Genomic DNA, 17288 nt, shown 5'->3' with positions numbered 1-17288 from the left:
TGTGTCCACCCAACATTTGCAGTGTTGGGTATTGCTTTGAGACTGAATCAGGCTGTAACGGCCTTTGGGTGATTCACAAGCGTAATTGACACATATTTCACCTACACAGAGAAAACAGAATGACCAGAGTTGTTGGGTTGGATGTTTCCAAGTCAAGCGTTTCTTGCTGCTTACTTACCGAAAAACCAAGCACCCCAAGAGAATTTTACTATGAATGTAGTTTTTATAAGTTCGGGACTGACAGAGCCGGCTTGACTGGGTTGCTGCTGCTAAAGCCAGAAGTGGCCCTACTAGAACCCACTGGAATGAATTACTCTAAGTTTTGGGTGGAACACTTGACCCGTGCAGGTTGTGAGGTGCGATTTGTGGGACACAAGCAGCTGCGAAACTACCGCGAGAATCACTTAGCGTTACCTGACAAAGATGACGATGCTGATTCGTTGGCACTGGCCTGTTATCAGTTCGATTACGGAAATGAGTTGAATCGGTTTGTTCAAGTGCGCGATCGCATAATTTCCAGAATGCGGGAACTAGTGCTGAGACTCAACCACCTTTCCAGAATTCAATCACCTATCATCAATCGCGCCCGTCAGGATTTAGCATGGCAGTTTCCAGAAATTGCACTGGTAACTTCAGTCAGAGGAAATTCTGGAAAAGTACCGCTAATGTGGGGATGGTTAGCCGGTCAACGAGAAAGTAAAAAATACGATCGCATTTATTCCACCACTGCGGGACTAGGATTAACCGATTCGGTAAAGTTCCATGCTCAAAGAATTTGTAGTTTGCAACTAGAAGAACAGGCGATAGAGGATGAATTAGATACACTGCTCACTGATGAAAGGTTTAAAACTTATCGTGAAGTCTTCCAGAAATTCAACTTTGGGAACCGGGTACAGTCTGTAATTCTCTCCCAAATTTTCCCGCTAGAAAACTTCTTAGGTGAAGATGGTAAGCCAGAAATTAAAATTCGCAAGGGTAGAAAGTCTGGTAATCCCACCAAACGCCATTTATCACTGCGGCGGTTTCAGAAGGCTTTGGGTGTTGCACCGTCACAAGAATCAAGCGGTGATATTTCTAAATCTAAAGTTTCCGGTGGTTCTGCACTTTGTCGCCGTTCACTGTGGCAGTGGGTATTCAGTGCAGTGGAACCCGCCCGCCGTCGTACCAATCCCACATTAAATGGCTTGGGAAATTTCCTCGATGTGGAGAAAGCAGCGGGTAAGCCAGTGAAGTTAATCAGAATGCGTGTAGCGGTTAAAGCAGTCAAACTACTGTTCAAGGAACTGGTTTTGTCAAGAAAAGTTGTAGACTGAATGCTAATTTACAAGTTTTCCACCTATAGCCGTCAGGAGTTAGAAGCGATGTTTGGATTAACAGAATGGCGACAAACCAGATTTTATCAAGAAGTTAAGGAAGAAACTGAGCTAAAAACTAAACTAGAAACTATTCCTCGTCTTTTAAAAATGGGGTTGAGTGTAGAACAAATTGCGGAAGCACTAGAATTAAAAATCGAAGTAGTACAACAAGCTATGGAAAAGTAAAGTCCAGAAGAATACCAATACCGCTATTCAAGCGATTGCCGCTTTCCAAATCGGAATGTAGTTAGGGTAATTACTAGCGATTTTCAAAGAAATATTAACCATAACTGCAAATAATAGAGGTAGGTGAATTTATTGTATCTTGCTATTCTCAAAGCAGACTATCAAAAGTGATCATCGCTTGAATAATAGATAGAGGTACTGTGGCAAAATATTCTTGTTGAAATTGTTCTTCACGGACTGCGAATAAAAATTGGTTAATCACAGTATCAGCATTGGTTTCGTTACTCGTTTCTGCATTCCAGGTAATTTGCAAAGAACGGTCTTGTCGTTGAACTGTAAATCCTAAGTATTTTAAAGCTTGAAATCCTAAATGTAAACTCTTATCGCTGATACATAGTTTCTCTAAAAGTTGGATGCGAGTCACAAGTTGATTTGTACGACTGAGGTATTTAGCAATTCCTACTAAAGTGAACCAGATATCTCTGGGTTCAGAGTTTTGAGGTTTCGACCAAGCTAAGGCTAGTTGTTGCTGATTATAAAGTGACTTTCTAAACCATGCGCGTAAATCATCCCAACTTGTTGGAATATTTGGAATCTTCAGGACTGAGTTTTTCTCGGAATAGTCCTGATTTCGCCAGTCTAGAATCATCACTAAGTTTTGAGTTTTTACATCTGCTTCAACACTGGGACGGACAGCAACTAATCTAATTTCATAGCGTTTTTTATAGCTGTTGTAATCTATTTCGGCAATACAATCACATCTACCTAGAGGTAATTCATCTTTATAGTGTCCCCACCAAATACCAGGAAAAGGGTTGTGAGTAGAATCATCCCGAATATCAAACTCTGTTTTAATATACTGTATTTTTTTACCCTGTAAATCTTGCTGATTGCGATGCCAAGAATTTTCAAACCAACAATTTTTAATTAATAGTTTGGGAATTGGGTTTCCCATTCCGCATGGTTCTAAAACTTTGAGTTCTAAAAATAATTCTTTTCCTAAATCTGCAACTTTTACTTCTAAATCTGCTGTTACGGTGGGTGCGAGATTTATTCCTCCTAAAGATTGCCGCAATTTTTGGTTAATGGCATCTGTAAATAAAGGAATATTTTCAACTAATAAACTTAAACCAGCTGCAAAGGGATGTCCACCGAAACGATGCAATAAATGTGCTTGTTCTTTAACTAATTGATATAAATCAACTGAATTAATAGAACGTGCTGAACCTCGTGCAAAAATTGGCTGAGATTCTCCACTTTCTGTACTTAATAAAATCGTGGGACGACCAGTTTCTTGGGCAACTTGACCTGCGACTAAACCTAAAACACCACTAGGCCATTGAGGGTCTTCTAAAACAATTACACTAGTAGTTGATAAATCTAATTGGGAGAGTTTTTTAAATACTTGATTCTGGACATCTTTTTGTAATGACTTGCGTCGGCTGTTAGCTAATTCTGTTTCTTCTGCCAGTTGCTGACAACGTTGAATATCCCGACTTGTTAGTAATTCTACGCAGAAACTAGCATCACCATGAATGCGACTAACAGCGTTAATACGGGGGCCAAGACCGAAAGAAATATCTGTGGGGCGATCGCCATTTTTCTGACATAATTCCAATAATCGCCCTACTCCTGGTCGTCTTCGTTCTGTAACTGGTTTTTTATAATCTGCTTGGAGTTGTTGAATACCTAACTGGGCTAAATAACGACAATCACCACTTAACTGCACTAAATCGGCAATTAATCCCACTGCAACTAAATCTAATAAATCAGTTAATGGATGCTGCGGTATATCAGGTAAAGTTTCATATAGTGCTTCTACCAATTTATAAGCTACTGCAACCCCAGAAAGATGAAATAAAGGATGTTCTTTTGGTAGATAACGAGGGTTGATAATTGCACTGACTGGAGGACGTTCGAGGGGTAAGGTATGATGGTCTGTAACGATGACATCTATACCTAATTGTTGAGCATAAATAATTTCATCAATATTTGTGCTGCCGGTATCACAAGTTACGATTAATTTGCAACCTTGTTCAGCTAAATTATCAATTCCTGCTTGATTCAGTCCGTGAGATTCTTTTAACCGATTAGGAATGTAATAAACTAATTGCTTATTTTGAATAAAAAATTGTCCTAAACCATCCCACAATACAGAGGTTGAGGTAATACCGTCTGCGTCAAAGTCTCCCCAAATAGCCACTTTTTCACTTTTTTCTCCTGCATCTTTAAGGCGTTTTACCGCCAAATGCATTTCTGTTCCAAATTCAAAGGAACTCGCTGGTTGATAATTTTGAAAATTAGCAAATGCGGCTAATTGTAATTCATTTTTTATCCCTCTTTGCCAAAGTAATTGGGCGGCAAAAATTCCATTTGATAGAGGTGTGTAGTTTTTCACTACTTGAATAAACCACTCAGGAGGTTGTTCAGTTGCTGCTAAAATCCACTGCATTTAATTAATAAAAAAAGATAAAACTGATTAAAAACTATTCACCATTCATAATTAAATCTGATGAGGCAATATTCTGGATCTGTGTTATAAAGTCCAATCACTTCCCATTCATCCCAGGTGCGGTATAAATAAGGATATAAATCGCTGGTAAATAGCTTTTCACCTAAGTGATAAACTGGAGCTATATCATCAATTCCTATTTCACGAACATAAATTGTGTCAGTTTCATCAAAGGCTTTCATAATTATTGCTGACTTTGATATAGCAGGGAACTCTTAACAGAAGAGAAAAATATTCCTCTTCCTTCTTCCTTCTTCCTTCTTCCTTCTTTCTCCTGACTTCTTACATTGATACTTCTTGGATATGATCAATGTTTGGTAAATTATTAGAATTTATTGCTAATGGATTATTTGTTTGATTGTAACACAGGAAAGCATATTGACAAGTTTCACAAGATTTTTTAGATGCCGTTTTTTGGGGAAATGGCTGATTTTGGTGATATTGTTCTAAGCAATTAGTTAAATTATTCAATAGTTGATTTAATTCTTGTTGTGTTTGTTGGTGTTGTTGAGTGTCGTAGTTAAACTGAATACTTTTAGGTTTACCCTGAGTTTGAACAAACCAATAAGTCATGGATATATTTTCTGGTAAATATTCACTAGTTTCTGCCAGAACATACATATAAAGACGTGTTTGCCAATTTTTAGCTAAATAGCTTTTATTTGGTGGTTGGGGATAGGTTTTCCAGTCGAGAATTTGTGCTTTTTGAGGATCTGCAATTAATAAATCATAGATAACTGTAAATAGGTAATCTTGAATTTGCAAAATCCGATAGTGTTCACTGTCGTGGAAAGATTGGTTATCAATATCAGGTGTTAATATTTCTGGTGCAACTTTGGCAAAAGATGTCATCCATTTTTGCAGTTGAGTATCTGTTTGGAGAAAGCTATTAATTGGTAAACCCATTTCTTGCTGTTGCATAAGCAAGTGAAAACGACTACCTAGAGTTTGATATTCTTCTTGTTGGGGGTCAGTGGGTGCGGTAATCTGTTCTAAGTAGGTATGCTGGAATTTACGAGGACAAGCTGCGAGCAGGTTGAGATGTCCTTGAGAGAGTCTGAGTAGATGGGTAGAAGTGGGTAGCATTCTTCTATTGGGGGAAATCGGGAAGCGATCGCAAAATTTTTAATCTATTATCTGCTATCTGCTGTGAATTAATTAATACAAAGGCAAAAAATAAAAGGTAAAAGGGTGAAGTTTACATTTTTCTTTCATCCTCTTACCTTTTTTATGTACCTGATGCTTATTTAATGTTAGCCGTTCTACAGCAATTGCACAAAACCAAACAAAGTGTAACATTGCTAGGATTTCTTTCTGCTTCATGCTGGTAGTGTGGAGTACCCACTAGTTACCGTAATTGTACTGTTGAGATTATGAGCAACTTGGCTGCTCTATTCCATTATTTTCACCATTATTAAGGTGTTTTAATTTCTCAACCGTGAGGAAATAGGTGGCCGACTCTGAAAAGTTTTGTACTGAATCTCAAGCCTTGACTTGATTTGCTTGATTTTTGCGTGATCACAAGTATAACAACTTTTGTGTTTGCCTAACTATTTAGTTGGAGTTGTTAGCCCGCGCATCCCTGACTGCGGCAATAAAAAATAATATGGTCAAAGGAATGCTCAAAGCTAAGATAATGGCAGTGGTTGGGACACCTAAATCTGGTTGTCCAGAACTGAGTTCAAATACAGAACCGACAGATGCGATCGCAGTAAAACAAGAACCACCTAAAAATAAACCGCTTTTTGGAGTTAAATACACGCTCTAGATCACCCTATACTACTGGTTTCACTGTTTGATACGAGAAGCCATTTTTAGATAACTCCTGTGCCAAAGTCAAGGAATTTTCTACACGATCTACAAATACCACACCGTTGAGGTGATCCATTTCGTGTAAAATACACCGTCCTAGTAAATCGCCGGCTTTTAATGTTTTGGGACGACCATATTCGTCTTTATAGGCGATTTCTACCACTTGGGGGCGTTTCACATCTAAATAAACTTTAGGGATGCTCAAACAACCTTCTTGAGCTACACATAGTTCACTGCTAACCTGCTTAATAACTGGATTAATTAGTACCAGTGGAGGCGCTTCTGGCTTGTCTGGTTCGCAGTCAATTACAATGAGTTGTTTATTAATTCCCACTTGGGGGGCTGCCAAACCGATGCCATCTTCGCTGTACATAGTTTGCAGCATTTCCCGCACCAGTTGGCGAAGTTCATCATCTATTTTTGTCACACGCTTTGCGGGTTGACGCAAGACGCGATCGCCTAAATAATGAAGCTTCAAAGGTGGATTTTTTAACTTTTTCTTCTCTACAGCTATATCAGAGGGCATGATTCTCGTGGCTTAATAGTGAATGTCTTACTACTCAATTCTATCGTTAGGTGACAGGAAATAGGTGACAGGTGACAGTTGACAGGTGACAGTTGACGGTTGACAGTTGACAGAGAATAATTATTCGCCAATCACCAATTTTCGATGTTTAAATTTTTTACCAAACTAGACTATCTGCTGAAAGAAACTTTCCTGGGGTTGCTGCGGGGGGGATGGATGAATTGGGCAGCTGTGAGTACTGTGACAGTGTTGCTATTTCTATTCGGCTTAAGTCTGCAAACCTCTTGGCAAGTCGAAAGACTTCTCAATCAGTTCGGTAGTCAGTTGGAATTATCGGTTTATCTAGAATCGGGTATTCAAGCGGTTAATATTGAACCATTAATAGCGCAAATGCCGGAAGTAGCGACGGTGCAAGTAATTACCAAAGAACAAGCTTGGACGAAGTTAGTCAAGGACTTGGGAATTGCTGATATTGATGGTGCTACCCAGCAATTAGGGGATAATCCGCTAGTTGATGAAATGAAGGTAAAAGCCTTGAATCCGCAAGTTGTGCCGAGTTTAGCGACACAGTTAGCCAAGTTGCGGGGAGTTGATGTGGTGCAGTATGTAGACGAAGCTGTAAAACGCATTACCCAGTTGCATCGGGGGCTAAATTGGATTACTTTAACAATTACTATAATTTTGACTTCGACTGCGATCGCTGTGACAACAACCACAATAGGCTTGATTGTCATGGCACGACGACGAGAAATTGAAATTATGCAACTAGTAGGTGCAACTTCAGCTTGGATTTACCTACCATTTATTTTACAGGGAATTTCCTTTGGTTTAGTTGGTGGTGCGATCGCTTGGAGTTTTATTTCTCTAACTCAACAATTTCTTAATCGCTTACTAGCCAATCAACCTGAATTTATCCAATTTATCAGCAACGGTTTACAACTAACTGTTTCTCAAACCTTATTATTACCTTTGATTCTTTTAGGATTCGGTGCCACAGTTGGCTTAATGGGTAGCTTATTTGCCGTCCGCAGGTTTGCTAAGAGTTGAAATACCTGAGTTCGGAGTTCGGAGTTTCTCCTTAGGAGACGCTACGCGAACGGAGTTATGATTTTTTAAACGAGATAATAAGGGTTTGAGACTCCTCGTGGAGGCGAGTTTTCCACAAATTATCTTATGTCGAACTCACGTTGGATTAAATGAACCGCAAAGACGCGAAGAGCGCGAAGGAAGAATGAGCAATATATTTAGAGAGTTATTAAAAAAAGTAGGTAGCGGAAGTCATACGTCTGAGAGTTTAACTCGTGGGGAAGCTGCTGCTGCCATGAAAATGATGTTGTTGGGTGAAGCAAAACCGGCGCAAATAGGCGCATTTTTGATTGCCCATCGCATTAAACGTCCCACTGGGGAAGAATTAGCGGGGATGTTGGATGCTTTTGATGAGTTGGGGCCAAGTTGCAACCAATTGATGCTGCACGTCCGGTAATGGTTTTGGGTATACCTTATGATGGCAGAACTCGGACTGCACCAATTAATGTTATTACGGCTTTGTTATTAGCTGCGGCTGGACAACCTGTGGTTATGCATGGGGGCGGTGCCTTTGGCGAGCGAAGCTATCGCTTGCCGACTAAATATGGTTTACCTTTAATAGAGATATGGCAAGGTTTAGGAGTCGATTGGACTACTTTATCACTGGCTCAAACTCAGCAGGTTTTTGCACAAACAGGAATTGGTTTTGTTTACACACCACAGCATTTTCCCCTCACTCAAAAGCTTTGGGAATATCGTGATCAACTTGGTAAGCGTCCACCATTAGCGACTATGGAGTTAATTTGGTGTCCTTACGCTGGGGATACTCATATTATTGCTGGGTTTGTTCACCCCCCTACAGAAGCTATGTTTCAGGTGGCTTTGGGGTTAAGAGGGACAAGAAAATATACTTTTGTCAAGGGTTTGGAAGGTAGTTGTGATTTACCGCGCGATCGCACTGCTATTATCGGTTTATCTTCAACTAATTCACAAGAGTTAGAACGCTTACAACTCGCACCCCGTGAATATGGTTTTACTACCAAAAATGTCCCTCTTGGTACTACGGAAGAATTAATCACCGATTTACAAGCTGTTTTGGCTGGTAAACCAAGTGAACTAATGCAAACTGCCTTATGGAATGGTGGTTTTTATCTCTGGTTGAGTGGTATTTGTCCAGATATGATTTCTGGTATTGCTAAGGCAGAGGAGTTATTTATTAGTGGTGCTGTAGCTAATCAACTTCTCCTACTGCCATTGTCTAATCAAAAAGTTTAATAATGGTCTAAAAGCTATTAGAAATCAGATATTCAATGCTATTTAGCGGAATTTTGGCAAAGGCTTCCAATAGGTTTTGGATACCCTTGGCACTCAATCCCCTGAGTTTGTCGCTTGTAATTGTTGCACCTGTTCAAACGTTAAACCAGTTACTTTTGCCACAAATTCAATAGACATACCCTCCTTAAGCATATTGACAGCAACAAGCTGAACAGCTTCTTCTCGACCTTCTTCTCGACCTTCTTCTCGACCTTCTTCTCGACCTTCTTCTCGACCTTCTTCTCGACCTTCTTCTCGACCTTCTTCTCGGCCTTCTTTCCGACCTTCTTCTCGACCTTCTTCTACCAATAATTGATAAGTTACTGACTCACGCATAATATCTCTCCGCAGCAAACGCTGAATCACTTCTTTTTCTAATACTAACCCAGCTAAAATAAATGCAGATGCAGCCAGGTTACTTTGCATCTGTTTGTCAGGGATGTTATCAATGACAGTTGCTACTTCCTGCAAAGTGTTGACTTTATTACCAGTATTGCTTAAAACTGCAAAAGGCAATAGACCGGGAGTCTGCAAGAATGTTTCTGTCGGTTGTTCCCATAAGCGAATCACTTGGAAACGATGGCACGTTTCTTCTAAGGTAAATGTAGTTTGCTGAACGAGTTCTGAATCAGTCTTTTGCAAGTAAACCACTACTTGACGCATTTGCTTGCTAGGAAAGCGACGATATCCCCGCAAACGGTAATCTGTCATGCGGAAAGGAATGTTTTTGTCTGGTTGAGTCTGAAACTCAATATGCAAGACCATTTCTTCTGATTGTCTAAGAATAAGAGCATCAGCGCGAATTGGTTCTAATGATAGTTCTTTTGGACTTAATTCAGTTAGGATGATAGGTTCACCTAACAACCAAGTAGCGAAGTCGCTAGAAAAGTTTTCTACAAGAAATTTACATAAATTGTCAAACATGAAACAACTTTATCAGAAATTTTGATAAATAAGCAAGATTACCATCTTCTGTAGTGATCAAACCTGCATTTACTTACACGGTTTCAATCCCTAATAGGGAGTAATAGAAATTGCAATCGGTGAGGTCACTATACGGTTTCAGTATCAGTCTAAGGAGTTTCAATCCCTAATAGGGAGTAATAGAAATTGCAATTCCACTGAAATTTGAAACATATTAAATACGTAACCTGAATGTTTCAATCCCTAATAGGGAGTAATAGAAATTGCAATGGATGAAGACCCAAAGCAAGATTCCCAAGATAGTGTTTCAATCCCTAATAGGGAGTAATAGAAATTGCAATGAATGCCAATCAACCAAAATTCCTGTTTTCGTAAGTTTCAATCCCTAATAGGGAGTAATAGAAATTGCAATCTTAAAGCTAAGATGTACACCACTATTAAGACAGGTTTCAATCCCTAATAGGGAGTAATAGAAATTGCAATACCTAGCGTGTATGGTCAAGTTACACATTTTTTCGTTTCAATCCCTAATAGGGAGTAATAGAAATTGCAATTAAGCGTGAGGTTATCTTTGCTGGTGATATTATAATGTTTCAATCCCTAATAGGGAGTAATAGAAATTGCAATATGAGTGTAGTACATTTAGCTAGTTACAAAGTATGAGTTTCAATCCCTAATAGGGAGTAATAGAAATTGCAATTTACCAATAGGCGTAATATTGTTATATAGCAATATGGGAAGTTTCAATCCCTAATAGGGAGTAATAGAAATTGCAATCACTACCGATGAATGGTGGACAATTGATAATGTGGGTTTCAATCCCTAATAGGGAGTAATAGAAATTGCAATTCTTCACTGAGTGCATGGAAATTAATCGTCAATTGTTTCAATCCCTAATAGGGAGTAATAGAAATTGCAATTTTAGTTAAAACTCGCGCTTTTTCATCTTCCGCTAACGTTTCAATCCCTAATAGGGAGTAATAGAAATTGCAATGAGCTATTTATAAAAAAGGTAAATTAACACTATTTAGTGTTTCAATCCCTAATAGGGAGTAATAGAAATTGCAATCCCCTTCTCCCAAAGCTTAAGGAAGTTGTGGGGATTTGTTTCAATCCCTAATAGGGAGTAATAGAAATTGCAATGGGTGTGGGCATATCGGTTAGAGGGTCTACACCAGTGTTTCAATCCCTAATAGGGAGTAATAGAAATTGCAATTTTAGAGTTTTCTTAAAACATGGGCGGAACATACCTGTTTCAATCCCTAATAGGGAGTAATAGAAATTGCAATAGGGATTTCCTGTCGTTTTTAAAGCAGCAGCCATCGTTTCAATCCCTAATAGGGAGTAATAGAAATTGCAATTTACTTTCATGTCTACCTGTTTTGTATTTCTATTAATTAAGTTTCAATCCCTAATAGGGAGTAATAGAAATTGCAATAATTAATGGGGTTCGCGGACAGTTGTTTTTTGAAGGTTTCAATCCCTAATAGGGAGTAATAGAAATTGCAATCCCATAGATCAACAGTTCCCCATTGGTAGTTGGGTGTTTCAATCCCTAATAGGGAGTAATAGAAATTGCAATATGTGACAGAAGAATCTCAACTAGAAAGACGCAATAAATTCGTTTCAATCCCTAATAGGGAGTAATAGAAATTGCAATAGAATATTTATGTCTCGGATGGATTCTCTAGTTTTACGTTTCAATCCCTAATAGGGAGTAATAGAAATTGCAATCAGATCGTGGCTGCTTTAGTGATTAAAGCTAAGGCGTTTCAATCCCTAATAGGGAGTAATAGAAATTGCAATTTTTCGGACTTCTAAATACTGTTATTGAACTGATTAAGTTTCAATCCCTAATAGGGAGTAATAGAAATTGCAATCCATTCATTTTTGTTCTTGCCCGTGGCAGTCATGGTTTCAATCCCTAATAGGGAGTAATAGAAATTGCAATAAGAATAAAAAAAGTTTGAAACTCTAAAGGGTCGTCGTTTCAATCCCTAATAGGGAGTAATAGAAATTGCAATTATCATTTTATCCTTGAGTTTTAGTAAACAAATAAGTTGTTTCAATCCCTAATAGGGAGTAATAGAAATTGCAATAAGCGCTAGAGATTGCGAGACTTCACCCCTATTTCTAGTTTCAATCCCTAATAGGGAGTAATAGAAATTGCAATTTTTAGACAACAAATCATTGTCAAAACAAAGATAGTTTCAATCCCTAATAGGGAGTAATAGAAATTGCAATTACTTTACAACCTGGCTGCCTTGCTCGTGCCACTGCTGGTTTCAATCCCTAATAGGGAGTAATAGAAATTGCAATTTGGAGATAGCAGAGATGAAATTTATTGATATAGTTTCAATCCCTAATAGGGAGTAATAGAAATTGCAATTTATATTGTTATGTAGCGATATAAACATATAGCAAGTTTCAATCCCTAATAGGGAGTAATAGAAATTGCAATGATGCACTGTTTCGGAAGCTGCCAAGTGGCTGCAAGATGTTTCAATCCCTAATAGGGAGTAATAGAAATTGCAATTCAAAATAATCAATCAGTCTTATTATCTGGTTTGGCAAAGTTTCAATCCCTAATAGGGAGTAATAGAAATTGCAATTGGGTAGGATACTAGAGTTAAGTAATGCTGCAAATTGGGGTTTCAATCCCTAATAGGGAGTAATAGAAATTGCAATCTGAATAACTTAATGAATGTAAATGCTGTAATTACAGTTTCAATCCCTAATAGGGAGTAATAGAAATTGCAATGCGTCATCATCTATAAGTCAGGGTGTTTCCGTGCGGTTTCAATCCCTAATAGGGAGTAATAGAAATTGCAATCTACTGAGAAAAATGAAGTTGTTCCACCTGTAGTTTCAATCCCTAATAGGGAGTAATAGAAATTGCAATCTGCAAATTTGCCGATCTTTAGCTCATCAGCGATACGATGGTTTCAATCCCTAATAGGGAGTAATAGAAATTGCAATGAAATTCAATCTCTAGAAAAGCAAGTTAATTTACTCGTTTCAATCCCTAATAGGGAGTAATAGAAATTGCAATGCTCCTGTAGAAGGTCAATACTTTAGTTTAAAAGGTTTCAATCCCTAATAGGGAGTAATAGAAATTGCAATACAATACCGGAGTTGAGGCAGTATCTAGCTGATAGTTTCAATCCCTAATAGGGAGTAATAGAAATTGCAATCAATTCTCGTGTACCGGAATAAAAGACTCTGATATGATACCAGGTTTCAATCCCTAATAGGGAGTAATAGAAATTGCAATCTGATACTACACTCAGAAATATAGTAATGACTATCAAGTTTCAATCCCTAATAGGGAGTAATAGAAATTGCAATTTACTCATTTACATCTAGTAGAAATAATAGATGTAGTTTCAATCCCTAATAGGGAGTAATAGAAATTGCAATTATGCAGTGTTTTTTCATGGAGCGTAAGCTAAGTGTTTCAATCCCTAATAGGGAGTAATAGAAATTGCAATCAATGAAAGACTACCTTGCCTAAAGAAGCGTGGTTGTGGCGTTTCAATCCCTAATAGGGAGTAATAGAAATTGCAATAAATGCTCGATACCCTTCACTTACTAGTAATTTATAGTTTCAATCCCTAATAGGGAGTAATAGAAATTGCAATAATAGAACTCGTCAACTGAATGCAAGAATTGATTTATTGTTTCAATCCCTAATAGGGAGTAATAGAAATTGCAATTTGCAATGCGGCTGGTACAAAAATAGTCGAGGCTATTAACAAGTTTCAATCCCTAATAGGGAGTAATAGAAATTGCAATGGACTAATGGCTTTACCGGATGACTTTAACCCATTTGGTTTCAATCCCTAATAGGGAGTAATAGAAATTGCAATGAGGTGGTGTGAGGAATCGCCCTACTGGGAATTAAGTTTCAATCCCTAATAGGGAGTAATAGAAATTGCAATTAGTAGCTACCCTTGACAACAAGAATTTACTAGGTTTCAATCCCTAATAGGGAGTAATAGAAATTGCAATTTCCCCCAGAAATTGAAATAGATTCCGTTGATGTTTCAATCCCTAATAGGGAGTAATAGAAATTGCAATTTATCTTTTTTAATCCCCATCCAATAAAATCAGGTTTCAATCCCTAATAGGGAGTAATAGAAATTGCAATGCGTGACGCGATTAAATTTAGGTTGTGGATTCATCCGTTTCAATCCCTAATAGGGAGTAATAGAAATTGCAATCATGGAGAAGCTTTTGCACTGGATTGGGCTGATATGTTTCAATCCCTAATAGGGAGTAATAGAAATTGCAATCAAAAACCCTTATTTTTCAAGCCAGACAATACTAAATTTTTGTTTCAATCCCTAATAGGGAGTAATAGAAATTGCAATCTGCATTGGCGGCTCTAGGTTTGTCTCTTGGGTTTCAATCCCTAATAGGGAGTAATAGAAATTGCAATAGAGGTCTGCAAGGCATCCCCGGTACTAAGGGAGGTTTCAATCCCTAATAGGGAGTAATAGAAATTGCAATGAAAAGTACCGCTACTTTGGGGATGGTTAGCAGGTCGTTTCAATCCCTAATAGGGAGTAATAGAAATTGCAATAAGCAAGGCGGGACTTCTTATACTTTCCCCTTCGGTTTCAATCCCTAATAGGGAGTAATAGAAATTGCAATCTGGGAAAATCCTCCAGCGCCTTGAATTAGTAGGTTTCAATCCCTAATAGGGAGTAATAGAAATTGCAATCTCTAGGTTTCCCCTTTCATTTTACCTTTACAAGTTTCAATCCCTAATAGGGAGTAATAGAAATTGCAATCAAAATCATTAAATCTAGCATCAGCGTCTAGTTTTGATGTTTCAATCCCTAATAGGGAGTAATAGAAATTGCAATTAGGGGAAGCTAAAAAAGTGAAAGAAGAAAGAGACGGTTTCAATCCCTAATAGGGAGTAATAGAAATTGCAATTTACTAAGGCTCTTTGAGAATTATCTAAGGCAGTGTTACCGTTTCAATCCCTAATAGGGAGTAATAGAAATTGCAATTTACTCAATACTTCAGGCGTGCCGGGCTGCCATTTAAACCTGTTTCAATCCCTAATAGGGAGTAATAGAAATTGCAATACCATGACTTGATATTTATGGTTTTGCAGGAAATAAATGTTTCAATCCCTAATAGGGAGTAATAGAAATTGCAATTAATAACTATGTGGAACGTTATCTATCAGCGAAAGTTTCAATCCCTAATAGGGAGTAATAGAAATTGCAATAGAAGAGGCGAAACAATAAAAAAGTCTCAGGAGTCGGTTTCAATCCCTAATAGGGAGTAATAGAAATTGCAATCATCAAGCCCGTGAGCCTCAGTACGCCGCAATCCTTAAAGTTTCAATCCCTAATAGGGAGTAATAGAAATTGCAATAAACTGGTTATCGGCTGGTTTACCCGTTCCATCCAGTTTCAATCCCTAATAGGGAGTAATAGAAATTGCAATTAAGCAGCAGTCCCCACAATCTAAAGTGTTTGGAGGTTTCAATCCCTAATAGGGAGTAATAGAAATTGCAATAATCTGGAGTTATCAGCCACTGATAACGCTGTTATCATTCGTTTCAATCCCTAATAGGGAGTAATAGAAATTGCAATACGCAAATTATTTACGGACAATCACAACCAAAGCCGATAAGTTTCAATCCCTAATAGGGAGTAATAGAAATTGCAATCCTTGCTACACGCCGATTGAAGGGCTGCTAATTTCTCGGTTTCAATCCCTAATAGGGAGTAATAGAAATTGCAATTTTGTAGAGAATATTTCCTCGTAGAGTAAATCGCCTGAGTTTCAATCCCTAATAGGGAGTAATAGAAATTGCAATCCGGCTGCATCATTCAATCCCCCCACAGTTAGCCCCGATTGAAGCATAATAGACATAACCAGAATTGATACTTTTCCCCGTCATTTCCTCCAAACACAAAGCCTGAGCGCAAACCTGTAACTCATCATTATCCCATTCTCCCTTCCGTCCGCGTTTATATTCAATTGGATAAAATTCACCATTTTCAAACTCAATTAAATCAGACTTACCAATAAGTTGATATTGATCAGACTTCAAATAAATTGCCCGTGTCTGCCAAGTTTCATCACGATTTACTTCCCCCACAGTGTGAACTCGTTCATGTAAACTTGTACCTTCAATAGTATATTGATTATCAATAAACTCACCAGCACAATGAATTCGCCAACAACGATGATGACAATAGGAATATTGATTTAAAGACGCAATATTCACATAATCATCATCAGAGGTGACAGTTGACAGGTGACAGGTAACAGTGGGAAGAGAGTTAGGTATATTTAGATTATTCATGACAAGTAATGTTATTTAGGATTAATTCAGGGATTATTTAATATTCGATAACGAAGAGAGGTGAGCATTTTGCTAATTTCTATAATCAGCGATAATGTAGAATCTGCTTGTTCTGAAGTTAGATAATTTAATCTAACAGCAAGCATTAAAAAAGTTTCTGTTTCCATTAATGAACCTTTAGCTATAGATAAAAAATGTGCAAAGTCGTTTTTAGTTGCTCCTCGTGCATGACCTTCGGCAATATTGGCTGGAACAGAAGCAGCCGCACGGGTAATTTGTGAAGTAAGACGATAATTTTCTATGGATGGAAATAACGTTGATAATTGATAAATTTGGACTACCATATCCATTGATTTCTGCCACACAATTAAATCTCGATGTGATTCAATCTTCATAAATAACTCCTCTTCTCTTGTTACTTCTTACTTCTTCCCTCTTGACTGTCACCTGTCACCTTCTTCTTACCATTCCCATACCCATAGTTGTTTTACGTCCTATTCCTGCATATAAAGCAAAATTAGCCAAAGCGTTAATTTGCTTAATACCTATTGTTTCCACATTGCCAAGAATGCGATAGCTTATATCACCTAAACAGCCAATAAACTTATTTTCATAGTTGCCAATAACTTCAGTTCTGACATTAAAAGCACTAGGATAAATTGATTCAATGGAAATATTATTCAATTCAATACCACTATATTTATTCCAGCGATTGAGAAGACTATTAAACACAGATTCCCTAGTTGGTAAAGCATTATCAAAAGCACCTTGACGAAAAGCAACAGGCGTAGAAAAAATGAAATTAAGATTGCGGTCTGTTTCACTTGCTTGTTGATAAAGTTGGTTATAACTACAAACATTCGCCCAAGGTTGTATAGATTGGGGAGTACCTTGAATGCTAGTAATATATAAATTAGCTGAACCCAAATGCCAAGGTTGCTCAGGGTTAAGATTCAACCATAAAGGTGTGAGTTGACCAAATAAATTATCATCTAATAACGATATGCGCCACCAACAAGAAGTACCAGCAGCGATAGGATTTTGATGGGCATATTGCAAAATATAAGATTGATTTTTATGTCTGCTTTGTACCTGCAATGGTGAGAGGGTAAAGGCTTTATCGGCGTTTGATTCGTGGAGGTAGTCGCCTAATTTTCTATCAACAGAACTGACCAGGTTAAGGAATAAGGCGTGGTAGTGTCTGCCCGTGAGGAAATTGGGGTAAATGGGAGATTGGGGGGTGATATTGAGAATGAGACTGTGAGGCATATTTTTTGCAGAGTGACACAATTTGTAAAT

The 17288-nt window shown here is 38.0% G+C and carries 10 protein-coding genes, 3 pseudogenes and 1 CRISPR repeat array; of the genes and pseudogenes, 4 read left to right on the top strand and 9 right to left on the bottom strand.

Annotation, left to right across the window (positions count from 1 at the left end; all coding sequences use genetic code 11):
- Nucleotides 1-119: 119 nt before the first annotated feature.
- Nucleotides 120-1313, top strand: coding sequence for an IS110 family transposase (locus tag AC012T_RS08110; protein ID WP_487064664.1), 1194 nt, complete (start codon nt 120-122; stop codon nt 1311-1313).
- Entirely contained in the window at nt 1314-1541 is a 228-nt protein-coding gene (locus AC012T_RS08105) for a hypothetical protein (RefSeq protein ID WP_487064662.1), read from the top strand. It abuts the gene before it with no gap.
- A gap of 148 nt (nt 1542-1689) precedes the next feature.
- Here AC012T_RS08105 and recJ read toward each other — a convergent pair whose 3' ends face one another.
- The 5 genes and pseudogenes from recJ to def all read right to left on the bottom strand — a co-directional run bounded on the left by recJ (nt 1690) and on the right by def (nt 6391).
- Nucleotides 1690-3993 carry a single-stranded-DNA-specific exonuclease RecJ gene (gene recJ, locus AC012T_RS08100; protein WP_487064660.1) on the bottom strand — a complete coding sequence of 768 codons (2304 nt, stop codon included), beginning with the start codon at nt 3991-3993 and terminating at the stop codon, nt 1690-1692.
- A 59-nt stretch (nt 3994-4052) separates the two neighbouring features.
- Nucleotides 4053-4235 (bottom strand): annotated as a pseudogene (locus tag AC012T_RS08095) (GNAT family N-acetyltransferase); the annotation flags it as partial.
- Nucleotides 4236-4335: 100 nt separating this feature from the next.
- Nucleotides 4336-5139 carry a PD-(D/E)XK nuclease family protein gene (locus AC012T_RS08090; RefSeq protein WP_487064658.1) on the bottom strand — a complete coding sequence of 268 codons (804 nt, stop codon included), beginning with the start codon at nt 5137-5139 and terminating at the stop codon, nt 4336-4338.
- Nucleotides 5140-5607: 468 nt separating this feature from the next.
- Nucleotides 5608-5814 (bottom strand): hypothetical protein, encoded by a 207-nt coding sequence (locus AC012T_RS08085; RefSeq protein ID WP_487064656.1) that lies wholly within the window; start codon nt 5812-5814, stop codon nt 5608-5610.
- 13 nt (nt 5815-5827) lie between these two features.
- Nucleotides 5828-6391: a peptide deformylase gene (gene def / locus AC012T_RS08080; protein WP_487064654.1), complete on the bottom strand. Its 564-nt coding sequence runs from the start codon at nt 6389-6391 to the stop codon at nt 5828-5830.
- Between the two features lie 144 nt (nt 6392-6535).
- On the opposite strand from def, the gene AC012T_RS08075 reads away from it, so the two are divergent.
- A complete protein-coding gene (locus AC012T_RS08075) occupies nt 6536-7438 on the top strand; it encodes a cell division protein FtsX (RefSeq protein WP_487064652.1) in 903 nt (300 codons plus the stop codon).
- 184 nt (nt 7439-7622) lie between these two features.
- Nucleotides 7623-8692 (top strand): annotated as a pseudogene (locus AC012T_RS08070) (anthranilate phosphoribosyltransferase family protein).
- A 93-nt stretch (nt 8693-8785) separates the two neighbouring features.
- Here the strand turns inward: AC012T_RS08070 and AC012T_RS08065 are convergent.
- From AC012T_RS08065 to cas6, 4 genes and pseudogenes are all read right to left on the bottom strand, one after another.
- Nucleotides 8786-9655: an Rpn family recombination-promoting nuclease/putative transposase gene (locus tag AC012T_RS08065; RefSeq protein WP_487064650.1), complete on the bottom strand. Its 870-nt coding sequence runs from the start codon at nt 9653-9655 to the stop codon at nt 8786-8788.
- An 80-nt stretch (nt 9656-9735) separates the two neighbouring features.
- A CRISPR array of direct repeats spans nt 9736-15497; the repeat unit is 37 nt; unit sequence GTTTCAATCCCTAATAGGGAGTAATAGAAATTGCAAT.
- Between the two features lie 42 nt (nt 15498-15539).
- A pseudogene (gene cas4 / locus AC012T_RS08060) lies at nt 15540-15989 on the bottom strand (CRISPR-associated protein Cas4); the annotation flags it as partial.
- Nucleotides 15990-16015: 26 nt separating this feature from the next.
- Complete coding sequence (locus AC012T_RS08055; protein ID WP_487064648.1) at nt 16016-16384, bottom strand: four helix bundle protein; 369 nt, start codon at nt 16382-16384, stop codon at nt 16016-16018.
- A 55-nt stretch (nt 16385-16439) separates the two neighbouring features.
- Nucleotides 16440-17258 carry a CRISPR-associated endoribonuclease Cas6 gene (gene cas6, locus AC012T_RS08050; protein WP_487064646.1) on the bottom strand — a complete coding sequence of 273 codons (819 nt, stop codon included), beginning with the start codon at nt 17256-17258 and terminating at the stop codon, nt 16440-16442.
- Nucleotides 17259-17288 lie beyond the last annotated feature (30 nt).

The sequence above is a fragment of the Anabaena sp. EIM26 genome (assembly GCF_057568715.1).
The sequence above is the reverse complement of the archived record's forward strand: the minus strand, read 5'-3'. Positions and strand labels throughout refer to the sequence as shown.

Bases quoted from the DNA above. Each gene is read 5' to 3' on its own strand.
- def (WP_487064654.1), bottom strand. From the start codon at position 6,391: ATGCCCTCTGATATAGCTGTAGAGAAGAAAAAGTTAAAAAATCCACCT.
- AC012T_RS08110 (WP_487064664.1), top strand. From the start codon at position 120: ATGACCAGAGTTGTTGGGTTGGATGTTTCCAAGTCAAGCGTTTCTTGC.
- AC012T_RS08075 (WP_487064652.1), top strand. From the start codon at position 6,536: ATGTTTAAATTTTTTACCAAACTAGACTATCTGCTGAAAGAAACTTTC.
- AC012T_RS08090 (WP_487064658.1), bottom strand. From the start codon at position 5,139: ATGCTACCCACTTCTACCCATCTACTCAGACTCTCTCAAGGACATCTC.
- AC012T_RS08105 (WP_487064662.1), top strand. From the start codon at position 1,314: ATGCTAATTTACAAGTTTTCCACCTATAGCCGTCAGGAGTTAGAAGCG.
- AC012T_RS08055 (WP_487064648.1), bottom strand. From the start codon at position 16,384: ATGAAGATTGAATCACATCGAGATTTAATTGTGTGGCAGAAATCAATG.
- cas6 (WP_487064646.1), bottom strand. From the start codon at position 17,258: ATGCCTCACAGTCTCATTCTCAATATCACCCCCCAATCTCCCATTTAC.
- recJ (WP_487064660.1), bottom strand. From the start codon at position 3,993: ATGCAGTGGATTTTAGCAGCAACTGAACAACCTCCTGAGTGGTTTATT.
- AC012T_RS08065 (WP_487064650.1), bottom strand. From the start codon at position 9,655: ATGTTTGACAATTTATGTAAATTTCTTGTAGAAAACTTTTCTAGCGAC.